A 12,764-nucleotide genomic window follows, 5' to 3' on the forward strand; every position below is an offset into this window, starting at 1 on the left:
GGCAGGACGGTATCCAGTCTGGTGCTGATGGGCATCGGAGAGCCTTTGGACAATTACGACAATGTGCTGAAATTTCTGCGGCTACTTTCTGCCCCCCAGGGGCGGGGCATGAGCCTGCGGCATGTGACCCTTTCCACCTGCGGTCTGGTTCCTATGATCGACCGGCTTGCGGAGGAGGGACTTGGACTGACCCTGTCAGTGTCTCTGCATGCGGCGGACGATGCCAGCCGGAGCCGGATCATGCCGGTGAACCGGAAATATTCCATTGCGGAGCTGCTGGGTGCCTGTCGTCGGTATTTTGCCACCACCGGCAGACGGATCACCTTTGAGTATGCAGTGATTGATGGGGTCAACGGCACCAGGGAACAAGCCAGGCTGCTGGCGAAACAGCTGGAGGGGCTGCCCTGTCATATCAACCTGATCCCGGTCAATCCCGTCCGGGAGCGGAATTATCACACAAAACGGGATACGGTCTACAGCTTTCAGCAGATGCTGGAACAGGAGGGACTCAACGCCACAGTGCGGCGGACTTTGGGCAGCGACATCAACGCCGCCTGCGGACAGCTGCGCCGGGAGGCACAAAGGGAACGGGGTGAGGATATTGCGGATTCAGACAGCAACGGATGTAGGAATGGTTCGGGATGAAAACCAGGATCGGGTAGAAACCCTCCAACTGGAGGACGGGGTGCTGGCGGTTGTCTGTGACGGCATGGGCGGCGAACGCTCCGGCGGAGAGGCAAGCCGGCTTGCCATAGGCGAAGCTGTTTCCCATTTCAAGGAGGGCTATCACGCCGGCATGAACGGCTCGGAGATCAAGCAGCTGCTCTGTGCCTCCATATCCGCAGCCAATTCCGTTGTATATACAAAATCAAAGCTGGATTACAAGAACTTCGGCATGGGCACCACATGCGTCATGGCGTATGTGGATGATACCATGCTGCATGTGGCAAATGTAGGGGATTCCCGGGCATATCTTCTGCAGGGACTTGCACCCCTGGAGCAGCTGACGGTGGATCACACCGTGGTGCAGATGCTTCTGGCACAGGGCAAGATCACCCGGGAGGAAATGAAATCCCACCCCCAGCGGAATATGCTGACCCGTGCCATTGGCGTGGAACGCACAGTGAAGCCGGATTACTTTGAACAGACCCACGATTCCCGGTTTCTGGTGCTGCTTTGCTCGGATGGTCTGTCCAGCTATTGCAGCAAGGATGAAATCACACAGGCGCTCCGTGAGCAGTCCTTTGAGACGGTTTGCGGACACCTTGTAGATATGGCAAACCAAAAGGGTGGACGGGACAACATCACCCTGGCAATCATCTCAGATTGAGTAGGAGAGAAGTAGATGGATAAGAACATTGGTAAGAAGCTGGACGGCCGGTATGAAATTACGGAGCTGATCGGCGTCGGCGGCATGGCGGACGTGTACAAGGCCACTGACGTGGTGGATCACAAAACCGTAGCGGTCAAGATCCTCAAAAAGGAATTTGCAGAGAACGAGGAATTCCTCCGCAGGTTCCGGAACGAATCCAAAGCCATTGCAGTGCTGTCCCATCCGAATATCGTCAAGATCTACGATGTGGGATTCTCTGACAAGATCCAGTACATTGTAATGGAGTACATTGACGGGATCACCCTGAAGGAGTACATGGAGAACGAAAAGGTGCTCAGCTGGAAGGATTCCGTACACTTTGTTCTGCAGATCCTCCGGGCACTGCAGCATGCTCACAGCAGAGGGATCGTACACCGGGATATCAAGCCTCAGAATATTATGATGTTCCCGGACGGCACCATTAAGGTCATGGACTTCGGCATTGCCAAGTTCGCCCGGGAGCAGGGCAAGACCGCAACGGATCAGGCCATCGGGACAGTGCATTATATCAGCCCGGAGCAGGCTCGCGGCGACGTGACCGATGCCAAGAGCGATGTATACTCTGTGGGCGTGATGCTCTATGAGATGCTGACCGGGAAAAAGCCTTTTGATACGGACAATCCGGTGACCATTGCGGTGATGCATATGCAGGCAAAGGCAGAGCGTCCCCGGAACATCAATCCGGACATTCCCATCGGTCTGGAGGAGATCATCCTGCATGCCATGGTGAAGGATCCGGCGCACCGGTATCAGACTGCCCAGGAAATGATCCGGGATATCGAGCAGTTCAAGGAAAACCCGGACATTGTGTTCGGCTATCATGATGACGATGACGAGGAGGATGCCCAGACCTCGGATTCTCCTACCCGGTTCTTCCAGGCTGTGACCCCGGCAACGGCGGAAATTCCGGCTATGCGGGAGGGCAGAGACGACCAGGAGGATTACGAGGAGTCCGATGAGGACGAATACGACGATGAGGATGAGGAAGAAGAGGAGCGCCGCTCCCTGTTTGTGCCCATTCTCACCGGCGTTACCATTGCAGTGATCGTGGCTGCGGTGATTTTGGTCACCTACCTGATCGTAGGCTGGCTCAACGGCGACAATCAGGGAGACAAAAAGGAATTTGCAATGCCGAATCTGGTGGGCACCAACTACCAGGAGGCAGTGGATGCCTGGAAGGGCAAGCTGGATCTGAAGGTGACCGCCAGCGAATACTCCGAGTACGACAAGGACGTGATCTTCTACCAGAGCATTCCGGAAAATGATCCCATTGCCCTGAACAGCGTTGTGGAGATCAAGGTGAGCCTTGGCAATAACACCATCGACGTGCCGGATGTGATCGGCTGGACGGAAACGCTTGCCACAAAGACCCTGTCCAACCAGGGATTGACGGTGGAGGTCAAGAAGGCGGCCAGCGATACAGTGGAAAAGGGACTGGTTTGTGAGACCGTGCCTGCCGCCGGGGAGGCCATTGCGCCCAATTCCAAGATTCTGGTTTATATCAGTATGGGCCCCAACGCTTCTACGGTGGAGGTTCCCAACTTTACAAGCAAAACCCTGGAGGAAGCAAAGCTGGACGCTGAGGTCATGAAGCTTGAGCTTCAGGTAACAGAGGTGGATTCCAGCGAACCCAAGGGGCAGATCATTTTCCAGAGCATCAATGCAGGAGAGCAGGTTGTGACCGGCACCGTGATCGAGGTCAAGGTCAGCAACGGTGTTGCACCGGTGAATACCTGCAATGTCACATTTGCACTGCCGGAGAACGTACACGGCTCCTTCTATTTCACCTTCTATGACGGGGGCTCCGTGTTCTTCACAAGCCCTGTGATTAACGCAGAATACACGTCCGGCTCTGCAAGCGTTCCCCTGGAGGGCTCCGGCAAGAAGGAACTGATCGTTTCTGTGACCAATTCCTCCAACAAGGAAACTGCCCGGGTAGGCACCTATCTGGTGGATTTTGACAAGAAGACGGCAAGCGCAAAGAGCGATGTGAACGTGCATGCGGCATTCAAGAGTATCGGTGCCATTGCAGCACAGACCGAGCCGCCGGTTGTGACTACACATCCGCCNNNCCGGTTGTGACTACACATCCGCCGGTACAGCATACCACTAAGCCGGCACCGACCCATACCACGGCAGAACCGCCCCAGCCTACGGAGCCTGCTCAGGAAACAGAACCGGTGGGGGATCCGAATGCAGACCAGGATTGATCCCATGCAGACAGGATCCGTACTGACCGGAACGATTATCAAAGCAATCGGGGGACTCTATACTGTAGAGTCCCCCTCCGGCGTTTTTGACTTTCGTGCCCGGGGCATCTTCCGGAACCGGGGGCAGTCCCCCATGGTGGGGGATCGGGTTCAGGTGAAAAACGGGGTCATCGATCAGCTGCTGCCCCGGAAAAACAACTTGATCCGGCCGCCCCTTGCAAATCTGGATCAGCTGCTGTTTGTGGTATCCATGTACAAGCCGGCACCGAATCTGCTGCTGCTGGATAAGTTTATCGCCATTGCGGAGTACAAGCAGATCACCCCTATTCTGGTGGTGACCAAGGCGGATCTGGAGGATCCGGCTCCTTTGGTGGAGATCTATCAGAAGGCAGGAATCCCGGTATATGTGGTGGAGTATGCAATCCCCCGCACGGTGGATGCGGTTGCCGCATGTCTGAGTGGAAAGGTCAGCGCCTTTACGGGCAATTCCGGCGCAGGGAAATCCACCCTGCTGAACGCCATTGACGCATCCTTGCAGCTGGAAACCGGCAGCATCAGCGAAAAGCTGGGACGGGGACGGCATACCACCCGGCATGCCCAGCTGTACCCGGTGCAGGGCGGGGGCTATGTAGCGGATACGCCAGGCTTTTCCACCTTTGAAACCAACCAGTACGATATTATCCGCAAGGAGGAGCTTGCCGGCTGCTTCCGGGAATTTGTACCCTATCTGGGACAGTGCCGGTTTCAGGATTGCTCCCATACAGCAGAGCGGAACTGTGCCCTGCGGCAGGCCGTGGAGGATGGGGAGATTCCCCGGAGCCGGTATGAAAGCTACTGCCGCATGTTTGAGGAGGCAAAGGGACTGAAGGAATGGGAATTGAAAAAGAATTGACCTGTTATATTTTCGCCGGGGCACCTATGGAGTTCCTGCCCCCCGTTTCCCCGGAGCCGGGAGATCTGATCCTCTGCGCCGATGGAGGATACCGATATGCAAAGGCGCTGGGGCTGAAGCCGGATTATCTGGTAGGGGATTTTGATACCCTGCCGGAGGGGGAGATCCCCCAGGACAGTCAGATCCGGCGGCATCCGATACAAAAGGATGATACGGACACCATGCTGGCGGTGAAGCTTGGATTGTCCCTGGGCTTCCGGCGGTTCGTGCTGTACGGTGCCATCGGGGGACGGCTGGATCATACCATTGCCAATGTCCAGACGCTTTTGTTCCTGTATGCCAGAGGGGCGGAAGGCGTTCTGATTGGGGAGCGAAACGAAGCCATGCTGCATCCGCCCGGCAGACGGGTCTATCCGGCACGCCCTGACAGCTATTTTTCCGTGTTCGCCTTGACGACCGCCTGTAAAGGCGTGTGCCTGGAGGGGGTGGAGTATCCCTTGCAGGATGCGGAATTGACTGCGGATTTCCCCCTGGGTGTCAGCAATCATATTACCGGAGAGCAGGCAACGGTGACCCTTGCAGAGGGGATGCTTCTGCTGGTATTCTCACAGGACAGGCACCAATCCGGCGGCAGGGCATAAGCTACAGCATAAGGAGCTGCCGCTCCGGATTACACAGGAGGGATCAGCATGAAAATTGTTGTAGTCAAGAGTCCCCGGTTTTTGTCCGGCATTCTCTGTGCCATCTTCCACATCAAGCGGGAACCGGTGGAGGAAGTGTAAACCAGGCGCCTGTGCAGCTGCACAGGCGCTTTTGCATACCCAGTGTGGGATGCGCATATGCTCATACAGACGGGAGGGATCTGTATGAAGGAAACCCAATGGGAGCGGGCGGAGGACTGTCCGGAGGATGCATTGGAACAGGCAAGACAGCAGGAGGATGCCCTGTTTGCCCAGGCTCTGGAAAAGCAGCAGCGAAAGGCGGAGGCACCTTACAGTGATATCATCGTGACCCAGTGCATGCTCTGTGTGGGGCTGTGCCTGGTGGTGCTGATCTGGAATTATTTTGCTCCGGAGGCTGCGCTGCACTGGCTTGCTTACTGCCGGGAACAGCTGCACCAGCTGTGGAGGCCGGAATTACTGGAGCCATTCCTGCGGCTGGATCTGCCGGTGTATGCTTAGCTTCCGGCTGCGTGGAGTCCGGGTCATCATCTGCTTTGGTTTTGCAGCTGTGTGGGCGCTGTTCTGTCTGATCCGGGCGGAGCTGGCACTGCCCTTACTGCTGGCATCCTTGATACACGAGCTGGGACATGCTGCCGCCATGTGTGCCTGCGGTCAGAAGCTGGCAGTGCTGCGGTTCTGGGGCGGAGGCATTCTCATGATCCCACGCCGCAGCAGAATGCTGACCCGGCGGCAGGAGATCTTGATTCTTTTGAGCGGCCCCGGGGTGAACCTGGCTGTGGGATGGGTGCTGTGGCTGACCGGTTCCTCCCTTGCCTGGCTGCATGTGGGACTGGGACTATGGAATTTGCTGCCCTACCGGAACCTGGACGGGGGAGCAGTGCTCCGATGCCTGTTCCCCGGCATCCGGGCACAGGCGCTGCTGACCTGGCTGGTGTGTGCAGGTACGTTTGTTCTGGCTGGTGCATGCTTGGCAGCCGGGGTGCGGAATGTGCAGCTGTATGCCATGCTGGGCTATCTGTTCCTGTGGGAACTGCCCCTTGCACAAACGGAAAGAATATAGTACAATGGATGTATCAAACCATATTGAGGAGCATTCCATGCTAAAAGAAAAGATTGAAAAATACCTGCTGTCCGTGCAGAAGCCTGCCCGGTATATCGGCGGCGAAGCCGGGAGCATTTATAAAGACAAATCTAAGGTGGATGTGCGGTTTGCGTTCTGCTTTCCGGACTGCTATGACATCGGCATGAGCCATCTGGGGATGAAGATCCTCTACGCTCTGACCAATCAGAGAGAAAATTACTGGTGTGAACGGGTGTTTGCCCCCTGGCCGGATTTTGAACAGATCATGCGGGAGCATGACATTCCCCTGTATGGGTTGGAAAGCCTGGAGCCCATCCGGGACTTTGATTTCATCGGCTTTACCCTCCAGTACGAGCTGTCCTACACCAATATTTTAAATATGCTGGATCTGGCAGGTGTACCGGTGTACGCAAAGGACCGTGGCACAGCGATTGCTCCACTGGTAGTGGCAGGAGGCCTCTGTGCCTGCAATCCGGAGCCTTTGGCGGATTTCTTCGACCTGTTCATTCTGGGAGAGGGGGAGGAAGTCAACCTGGAGCTGATGGATCTGTATTACCGGATGCGGCAGGAGGGGGCGGATCGACAGGCGTTCCTCCGGGCGGCTGCCAGGATAGAGGGGATCTATGTGCCCTCTCTGTACGAAGTGACCTATCACCCGGACGGAACCATCCAGGCAGTGACTCCAAAGGATGGGGCGCCGGCGACGGTGAAGAAGCGGATCATCCGGGATTTTGACAAGGTGTTCTACCCGGATAATTTTGTGGTGCCCTTTACGGAGATCGTCCAGGATCGGGTGTCCGTGGAGGTGCTACGGGGCTGCATCCGGGGCTGCCGGTTCTGCCAGGCAGGGTTTCTGTATCGTCCATTCCGGGAAAAGTCGGCGGAAACCGTGTATGGGGAAAGTAAGGCTCTGTGCGAGAATACAGGCTATGACGAGGTGTCCTTGTCCTCCCTGAGCACCAGCGATCACTCCCAGATCGACCCCATGCTGCGAAAGCTGCTGACCTATACGGAGGAAGAAAAAATCAATCTGTCCCTGCCCTCGCTGCGGATTGACAACTTCTCGGAGGAGTTGATGAACCAGATCAAACGGGTGCGCAAAAGCGGACTGACCTTTGCGCCGGAGGCAGGTACCCAGCGGATGCGGGACGTAATCAACAAGAATGTGACCGAGGAGGAGGTCATGAAAACCTGCCGGATCGCATTCGAGGGGGGCTACGATACGGTGAAGCTGTATTTCATGATGGGACTGCCTACGGAAACCGATGCGGATATTGTGGGTATTGCCCAGCTTGCCCAAAAGGTGGTGGATCTGTTCTATGAAAATCCCCACCGACCCAAGGGAAAGAATGTACAGGTGTCCATCAGCACCGCCACCTTTGTGCCAAAGCCCTTTACCCCCTTTGAGTTCGAGCCACAAGCCACCCATGCCCAGATCGAGCATAAGCAGCAGGTGCTGCGAGATGCCATCCGGAGCAAAAAGATCCGTGCCGCCCTGCATCAGTCTGATGCCAGTCTGCTGGAGGCGGCACTTGCCCGGGGAGACCGGCGGCTCAGTGAAGTGCTGTACCGGGCATGGAGGAAGGGAAGCACCTTTGACAGCTGGGGAGAGCGGTTCGACTACAGCCGCTGGCAGGAGGCATTCCGGGAGGCAGGGCTGGATCCGGCGTTTTACGCCAATCGTACCCGGTCTTATGATGAGGTGTTCCCCTGGGATCACCTGGATTATTATGTGTCCAAGGACTTTTTCATCCGGGAGAATCAACGTGCCCATCAGTCTCTGACCACGCCCAACTGCCGGCTGCAATGTGCCGGCTGCGGTGTAAATCAAAAGGTAGGAGGTGCTTGCTTTGCTGAAGATCCGAACGGTGTATGAAAAACGTGACCGGGCGAAGTATATCTCCCACCTGGATCTGAACCGGTGCATGCAGCGTGCCTTCCGCCGGGCGAAGCTTCCCATCTGGTATTCGGAGGGGTTCAATCCACGGCTATATCTCATGTTTCCACTGGCACTGTCCCTGGGCTTTGAAAGCGTGTGCGAGATTATGGATTTCAACCTGCGGGAGCTGGTGCCCTTTGCGGAACTGCAGGATCGGCTGAACGCTGTGTTGCCAGAAGGACTGCGGATCCGGCATGCGGCAGAACCGGTAAAAAAGCATACGGAAATCGGCTTTGCGGACTATTTGCTGGAGCTGGAAGCCTGGGAGGGATTTTCGGCAGCTTGGGACGGGTTTCTTGCCCGGGAATCCATTCTGATCCAGCGTACCAATAAGCGCAAGCAGCTGGTGCAGACGGAGATCCGTCCCCAGATCCAGTGCCTGTCCTGTCAGCAGGATGGGACACAGGTGCAGCTGGGGCTGCGGCTGCCGGCAGGGGCGCAAACCAATCTGAACCCTACGGCGGTGCTGGATGCCATGCAGGAACTGGAGCCGGGAACGGACTTTTCTGTGAACCGGGTACTGCGGGAAAAAATAATTTGCCATGACGGCACAGTTTTTTTCTGAAAACCCCTTGCACTTTTTGCAGAGCTGTGATATAATAGTAAAGCATTTGAAGTCCGCTGCGGGTTTCCGCAGTGAGAGTTAGTGCCATACAAATGACATTAAGTCGGATGGTCCGCTGCCTGGCAGGTTTCTGCCCGTACTGCCCATGCGGCAGGCGTTTCCGGAGCAGAATGCTCCCACGTCAAGGACAGGCAAGAACATTCGGAAAAAACAGGAGGAAAAACCATGGATGCACTGAAACTCATCAGCAATGACAGCATCAAGGCAGATGCGCCGGAACTGCACATCGGTGATACCGTAAAGGTACACGTTCGGATCAAGGAAGGCGACAAGAGCCGTATTCAGGTATTTGAGGGTACTGTGATTGCAAAGAAGCACGGTGGAATCAGCGAGACCTTTACCGTTCGCCGGGTAGCACACGGCTGCGGTATTGAGCGTGTATTCCCGCTTCACTCACCTGTTGTAGAAAAGGTTGAACTGGTTCGCAGCGGTAAGGTTCGCAGAGCGAAGCTGTACTATCTGCGTGATCGTGTCGGCAAGGCTGCAAAGGTAAAAGAGCAGATTCGCTAAGAGATGGTTTGTGCATGTGCGGAGCAGGTTCCTGCTTCGCATGTCACTTGCATCGAATGCGGAAGAAGGGGGACGTTACGTCCCTTTTTTGCTATCAGGATATTGCCGGGAACGGCTTTCAGAAAGGATCGGGTTGCAGCATGGAGAACGAATCTCTGGATACAAGCAAGGAAGAAACAAAAGAAGTACAGCAGCCTGCTGCGCCGGAGGAATCCGGAAAGCAGGAGGATTGGAAATCCCCGGTCAAGTCCCTGGTCAATGACCTTCTGGACATTGCAGAATCCGTCATTGTTTCCGTGTTTGTGGTGGTGCTGGTGTTTGCATTCATCCTGCGGCCGGTGACGGTGGACGGCAGTTCCATGAACCCTACCTTATATGATAAGGATCGGGTGCTGATGGTGGAGCTGTTCTATCATCCCCAGCGGGGCGATGTGGTCATCGTGGACGGCACCGAGGCGCATCTGTTTTCGGATCCGGGACAGACCCAGGTCGTTGAAAAGAAGGGTATCGGCATCAATCTGATCAAGCGTGTGATCGCTGTAGCAGGGGATCAGCTGGATATCGACTTTACCTCCGGTACTGTGACCCTTAACGGGGTGGTGCAGAAGGAGGATTACATCAATATGCTGACCACCCGGAATGACGGGGCGTTTACATATCCCCTGACCGTACCGGAGGGGTACATCTTCGTGATGGGGGACAACCGGAATGCTTCCACCGACAGCCGCAGCACCCTGGTGGGTTTTGTGCCGGAGGATGCCGTAATCGGGCATGCTGTCTATCGGTTTGCACGGGACGAAAAGCTGCGCAGCACCTGGGCGGAGCAGTTCAGTGTGATTGATTAAGGCGGATACGCCTGAAGAAAGGAGTGCCGGCAATGGCTGAACAGCAACCGGAGCAGAACCGAGAGGATGTTGAACGGAGCATTCTGGGAGATCTTCTGGATCTGATCGAATCCATACTTTGTTCGGTGTTCCTGGTGTTTCTGGTGTTTACGTTCCTGTTCCGCATTGCCACAGTGGAGGGGGCTTCCATGGTTCCCACCCTGGTAAATGGGGATCGGCTCATCATCTCAGAGCTGGGCTATACCCCTCAGCAAGGAGATGTGGTCATCATCAATGCAAGGAAAAGCTATCAGCTGGGTTCCGCACAGCAGGTGGTGGAGTCGGAGGGTCTGAACAAGCTGATCGTCAAGCGGATCATTGCGCTGGGCGGACAGAAGGTGGATATCGATTTCAATACCGGCACAGTAACGGTGGACGACCAGGTATTGCAGGAGGGCTACATCAATACCCTGACCACCCGGGACGAGGGCGGCATGCAGTTCCCGGTGGTCGTGCCGGAGGGGTATGTGTTCGTGCTGGGAGATAACCGAGATATTTCCAAGGACAGCCGACATCCCAATGTGGGCTTCGTACCGGAATCAGAAATCATGGGCAAGGCGCTGCTGCGCGTGTTCCCCCTGGACAAATTCGGGAAGGTTGGCTGAGTCCAATGAAACATGCTCCCCAGGGAGCGCTGTATAAAGGAGTTTTCATGGCAGAAATACGTTCGATTCAGTGGTTCCCGGGACACATGACCAAGACCCGGCGGATGATCACCGCCAATCTGTCCCTGGTGGACGCTGTGGTGGAGATCCTGGACGCCCGGATCCCGGTGAGCAGCCGGAACCCGGAAATGGACAGGCTTACCGGCGGCAAGCCACGGCTGCTGATCCTGAACAAAAGCGATATGGCGGACGAGCGTACCACCCAGCAGTGGCTGCATCGGCTGCGGAGATCCGGCTGTGCCTGCGGAGCTCCGGCGGTGCCGCCGTTGCAATGGACTGCAAATCCGGCAAGGGCGTCAAGCAGTTCCATCCGGCACTCCGGGAGCTGCTCAAGGAGCAGATTGCCCAGTGGCGTGCCAAGGGATTGTTGAACCGACCAATTCATGTGATGGTGGTGGGGATCCCCAACGTGGGCAAGTCCTCCTTTATCAATAAAATGGCAGGCGGCAAGCGTGCCAAGGTGGAGGATCGTCCCGGCGTGACCCGTACCAAGCAGTGGGTCAAGCTGGGGGACGGGGTAGAAATGCTGGACACTCCCGGTGTGCTCTGGCCGAAATTTGACGATCAGCAAGCAGCGCAGCGGCTGGCATTTACCGGTGCCATCAACGATGACGTGCTGGATATTGAAGCCCTCGCCATGCTGTTGCTGGAGTATTTGCACGAAGCGTATCCCCAGGCGCTGACCGCCCGGTATAAGATCAATCTGCCGGAAGGCACGGAAGGCAGAATCCTGCTGGAGGAGCTGGGCAGGAAGCGGGGCATGCTGGTGCCCGGGGGCGAAGTCAATACGGAACGGGCAGCGATCACGTTGCTGGATGAATTCCGGAGCGGCAAGCTGGGGCGGATCACTCTGGAGGCTCCGGAGAATGAGGGTGCATGATGGCAAGAGCACTTGCGGTAAAAACCCAATTGTTTGCATATGACGAGGCTGTCCGGAACAGTTATCCGGTGTTCTGTGGCGTGGATGAAGCCGGCAGAGGGCCGCTTGCCGGGGATGTGTATGCTGCGGCGGTGGTACTGCCGCCGGATGTGGTGATCCCCGGACTGGACGACAGCAAGAAGCTGACGGAAAAGCGCCGGGAAGCCCTGTACGATGAGATCATCGCCAAGGCGTCTGCCTGCTGTATTGCTGCCGCTACCGTGGAGGAGATCGAGCAGTTGAATATTTTACAGGCTGCCATGCTTGCCATGACCCGGGCGGTGTCCGGCCTGGAGATCCCGGTGCAGTGCGCACTGATCGACGGAAACCGGCTGCCCCGGATGAATTTGCCCATGCAGGCGGTGATCCACGGGGATGCCACCTCCGCAAGCATTGCAGCAGCCTCCGTGCTGGCGAAGGTTGCCCGGGATCGGTACATGCTGGCGCTGGATCAGCAGTATCCGGAATATGGCTTTTGCAAGCATAAGGGCTACGGCACCAAAGCCCATTACGAGGCGCTGGCTGCCCACGGCATCAGTCCGGTGCATCGGCGATCCTTCCTGAAAAATCTCACATGACCACCCGGCAGCAGGGCGCTCTGGGGGAGCAGGCTGTGGCAGCATATCTGACGGCAAAGGGCTATCGGATCCTGCGGCGGAATTACTGCATCCGGGGTGGCGAGATCGACATTATCGCAGAAAACGGCGAATACATCGCCTTTGTCGAGGTCAAGGCACGGCGGCCGGGCAGCATGGTAAGCGGCTTTGAGGCGGTGACGCCTGTCAAGCAGAAGCGCTTGCTTCGGACTGCCCAGGCTTATTTATATCAGTATCCCTCCGGGCTTCAGCCCCGGTTTGATATTGCGGCAGTGACCCTCCGGGGCAGTCAGGTGCTGGATCTGGATTATCTGGAGAATGCATTTGACGCAACGGATCAACCAACGGATTCTTTTTGAAAGGAGAGGTGGCGCTTCGGCGTCACGAG

At 56.5% G+C, this 12,764-nt stretch carries 18 protein-coding genes; all 18 read left to right on the forward strand.

The genetic code is table 11. The features are described from left to right. Positions 1 to 645 (forward strand): 23S rRNA (adenine(2503)-C(2))-methyltransferase RlmN (gene rlmN, locus QVO51_RS09835; protein ID WP_288168129.1); only part of this gene is annotated, 645 nt, incomplete at its 5' end. Continuing rightward, positions 632 to 1,330 (forward strand): Stp1/IreP family PP2C-type Ser/Thr phosphatase, encoded by a 699-nt coding sequence (locus QVO51_RS09840; RefSeq protein ID WP_015557930.1) that lies wholly within the window; start codon positions 632 to 634, stop codon positions 1,328 to 1,330. The genes rlmN and QVO51_RS09840, both read left to right, overlap by 14 nt. A gap of 15 nt (positions 1,331 to 1,345) precedes the next feature. After that, positions 1,346 to 3,454 carry a Stk1 family PASTA domain-containing Ser/Thr kinase gene (gene pknB, locus QVO51_RS09845; RefSeq protein ID WP_022358255.1) on the forward strand — a complete coding sequence of 703 codons (2,109 nt, stop codon included), beginning with the start codon at positions 1,346 to 1,348 and terminating at the stop codon, positions 3,452 to 3,454. Further along, entirely contained in the window at positions 3,451 to 3,582 is a 132-nt protein-coding gene (locus QVO51_RS09850) for a hypothetical protein (protein ID WP_288168132.1), read from the forward strand. Before pknB ends, QVO51_RS09850 begins: the two co-directional genes overlap by 4 nt. Next, on the forward strand, positions 3,566 to 4,474 hold the full coding sequence (gene rsgA, locus QVO51_RS09855) for a ribosome small subunit-dependent GTPase A (protein ID WP_281527537.1): 909 nt from the start codon (positions 3,566 to 3,568) through the stop codon (positions 4,472 to 4,474). Before QVO51_RS09850 ends, rsgA begins: the two co-directional genes overlap by 17 nt. Next, a complete protein-coding gene (locus QVO51_RS09860; protein ID WP_022358257.1) occupies positions 4,453 to 5,115 on the forward strand; it encodes a thiamine diphosphokinase in 663 nt (220 codons plus the stop codon). The genes rsgA and QVO51_RS09860 overlap by 22 nt, the downstream gene beginning before the upstream one ends. 48 nt (positions 5,116 to 5,163) lie before the next feature. Next, positions 5,164 to 5,256 carry a stage V sporulation protein SpoVM gene (spoVM, locus tag QVO51_RS09865; protein ID WP_015557934.1) on the forward strand — a complete coding sequence of 31 codons (93 nt, stop codon included), beginning with the start codon at positions 5,164 to 5,166 and terminating at the stop codon, positions 5,254 to 5,256. A gap of 84 nt (positions 5,257 to 5,340) precedes the next feature. Continuing rightward, positions 5,341 to 5,655 carry a hypothetical protein gene (locus QVO51_RS09870; RefSeq protein ID WP_022358258.1) on the forward strand — a complete coding sequence of 105 codons (315 nt, stop codon included), beginning with the start codon at positions 5,341 to 5,343 and terminating at the stop codon, positions 5,653 to 5,655. Continuing rightward, positions 5,648 to 6,217 (forward strand): peptidase M50, encoded by a 570-nt coding sequence (locus QVO51_RS09875; RefSeq protein WP_022358259.1) that lies wholly within the window; start codon positions 5,648 to 5,650, stop codon positions 6,215 to 6,217. The genes QVO51_RS09870 and QVO51_RS09875 overlap by 8 nt, the downstream gene beginning before the upstream one ends. Positions 6,218 to 6,254: 37 nt before the next feature. Further along, the gene (locus QVO51_RS09880; RefSeq protein WP_022358260.1) at positions 6,255 to 8,114 is read left to right on the forward strand and encodes a TIGR03960 family B12-binding radical SAM protein; all 1,860 of its coding nucleotides are present in this window, start codon (positions 6,255 to 6,257) and stop codon (positions 8,112 to 8,114) included. Beyond that, positions 8,089 to 8,742 (forward strand): TIGR03936 family radical SAM-associated protein, encoded by a 654-nt coding sequence (locus tag QVO51_RS09885; RefSeq protein WP_022358261.1) that lies wholly within the window; start codon positions 8,089 to 8,091, stop codon positions 8,740 to 8,742. Before QVO51_RS09880 ends, QVO51_RS09885 begins: the two co-directional genes overlap by 26 nt. A gap of 225 nt (positions 8,743 to 8,967) precedes the next feature. Further along, positions 8,968 to 9,312, forward strand: coding sequence for a 50S ribosomal protein L19 (gene rplS, locus QVO51_RS09890; RefSeq protein ID WP_015557938.1), 345 nt, complete (start codon positions 8,968 to 8,970; stop codon positions 9,310 to 9,312). 140 nt (positions 9,313 to 9,452) lie between these two features. Continuing rightward, positions 9,453 to 10,157 carry a signal peptidase I gene (gene lepB, locus QVO51_RS09895; RefSeq protein ID WP_276745931.1) on the forward strand — a complete coding sequence of 235 codons (705 nt, stop codon included), beginning with the start codon at positions 9,453 to 9,455 and terminating at the stop codon, positions 10,155 to 10,157. Between the two features lie 32 nt (positions 10,158 to 10,189). Continuing rightward, complete coding sequence (gene lepB, locus QVO51_RS09900) at positions 10,190 to 10,801, forward strand: signal peptidase I (RefSeq protein WP_022358263.1); 612 nt, start codon at positions 10,190 to 10,192, stop codon at positions 10,799 to 10,801. A 47-nt stretch (positions 10,802 to 10,848) separates the two neighbouring features. Then, entirely contained in the window at positions 10,849 to 11,232 is a 384-nt protein-coding gene (locus tag QVO51_RS10945; protein ID WP_369677913.1) for a YlqF/YawG family GTPase, read from the forward strand. Further along, on the forward strand, positions 11,133 to 11,741 hold the full coding sequence (gene ylqF, locus QVO51_RS09905) for a ribosome biogenesis GTPase YlqF (RefSeq protein WP_369677914.1): 609 nt from the start codon (positions 11,133 to 11,135) through the stop codon (positions 11,739 to 11,741). The genes QVO51_RS10945 and ylqF overlap by 100 nt, the downstream gene beginning before the upstream one ends. Beyond that, on the forward strand, positions 11,741 to 12,358 hold the full coding sequence (rnhB, locus tag QVO51_RS09910) for a ribonuclease HII (RefSeq protein WP_022358265.1): 618 nt from the start codon (positions 11,741 to 11,743) through the stop codon (positions 12,356 to 12,358). Before ylqF ends, rnhB begins: the two co-directional genes overlap by 1 nt. Then, on the forward strand, positions 12,355 to 12,735 hold the full coding sequence (locus QVO51_RS09915) for a YraN family protein (RefSeq protein WP_015557943.1): 381 nt from the start codon (positions 12,355 to 12,357) through the stop codon (positions 12,733 to 12,735). The genes rnhB and QVO51_RS09915 overlap by 4 nt, the downstream gene beginning before the upstream one ends. Positions 12,736 to 12,764: the final 29 nt, after the last annotated feature.

This window comes from Ruminococcus sp. CAG:379 (genome assembly GCF_000434255.1).
Lineage (GTDB): Bacteria > Bacillota > Clostridia > Oscillospirales > Ruminococcaceae > Ruminococcus_F > Ruminococcus_F champanellensis.

Coding starts and splice junctions, on each gene's coding strand:
- QVO51_RS10945 (WP_369677913.1), top strand. CDS start 10,849: ATGGCAGAAATACGTTCGATTCAGTGGTTCCCGGGACACATGACCAAG.
- rplS (WP_015557938.1), top strand. CDS start 8,968: ATGGATGCACTGAAACTCATCAGCAATGACAGCATCAAGGCAGATGCG.
- QVO51_RS09840 (WP_015557930.1), top strand. CDS start 632: ATGGTTCGGGATGAAAACCAGGATCGGGTAGAAACCCTCCAACTGGAG.
- QVO51_RS09875 (WP_022358259.1), top strand. CDS start 5,648: ATGCTTAGCTTCCGGCTGCGTGGAGTCCGGGTCATCATCTGCTTTGGT.
- QVO51_RS09880 (WP_022358260.1), top strand. CDS start 6,255: ATGCTAAAAGAAAAGATTGAAAAATACCTGCTGTCCGTGCAGAAGCCT.
- QVO51_RS09860 (WP_022358257.1), top strand. CDS start 4,453: ATGGGAATTGAAAAAGAATTGACCTGTTATATTTTCGCCGGGGCACCT.
- spoVM (WP_015557934.1), top strand. CDS start 5,164: ATGAAAATTGTTGTAGTCAAGAGTCCCCGGTTTTTGTCCGGCATTCTC.
- QVO51_RS09915 (WP_015557943.1), top strand. CDS start 12,355: ATGACCACCCGGCAGCAGGGCGCTCTGGGGGAGCAGGCTGTGGCAGCA.
- QVO51_RS09870 (WP_022358258.1), top strand. CDS start 5,341: ATGAAGGAAACCCAATGGGAGCGGGCGGAGGACTGTCCGGAGGATGCA.
- rnhB (WP_022358265.1), top strand. CDS start 11,741: ATGGCAAGAGCACTTGCGGTAAAAACCCAATTGTTTGCATATGACGAG.
- ylqF (WP_369677914.1), top strand. CDS start 11,133: ATGGACTGCAAATCCGGCAAGGGCGTCAAGCAGTTCCATCCGGCACTC.
- rsgA (WP_281527537.1), top strand. CDS start 3,566: ATGCAGACCAGGATTGATCCCATGCAGACAGGATCCGTACTGACCGGA.
- lepB (WP_022358263.1), top strand. CDS start 10,190: ATGGCTGAACAGCAACCGGAGCAGAACCGAGAGGATGTTGAACGGAGC.
- lepB (WP_276745931.1), top strand. CDS start 9,453: ATGGAGAACGAATCTCTGGATACAAGCAAGGAAGAAACAAAAGAAGTA.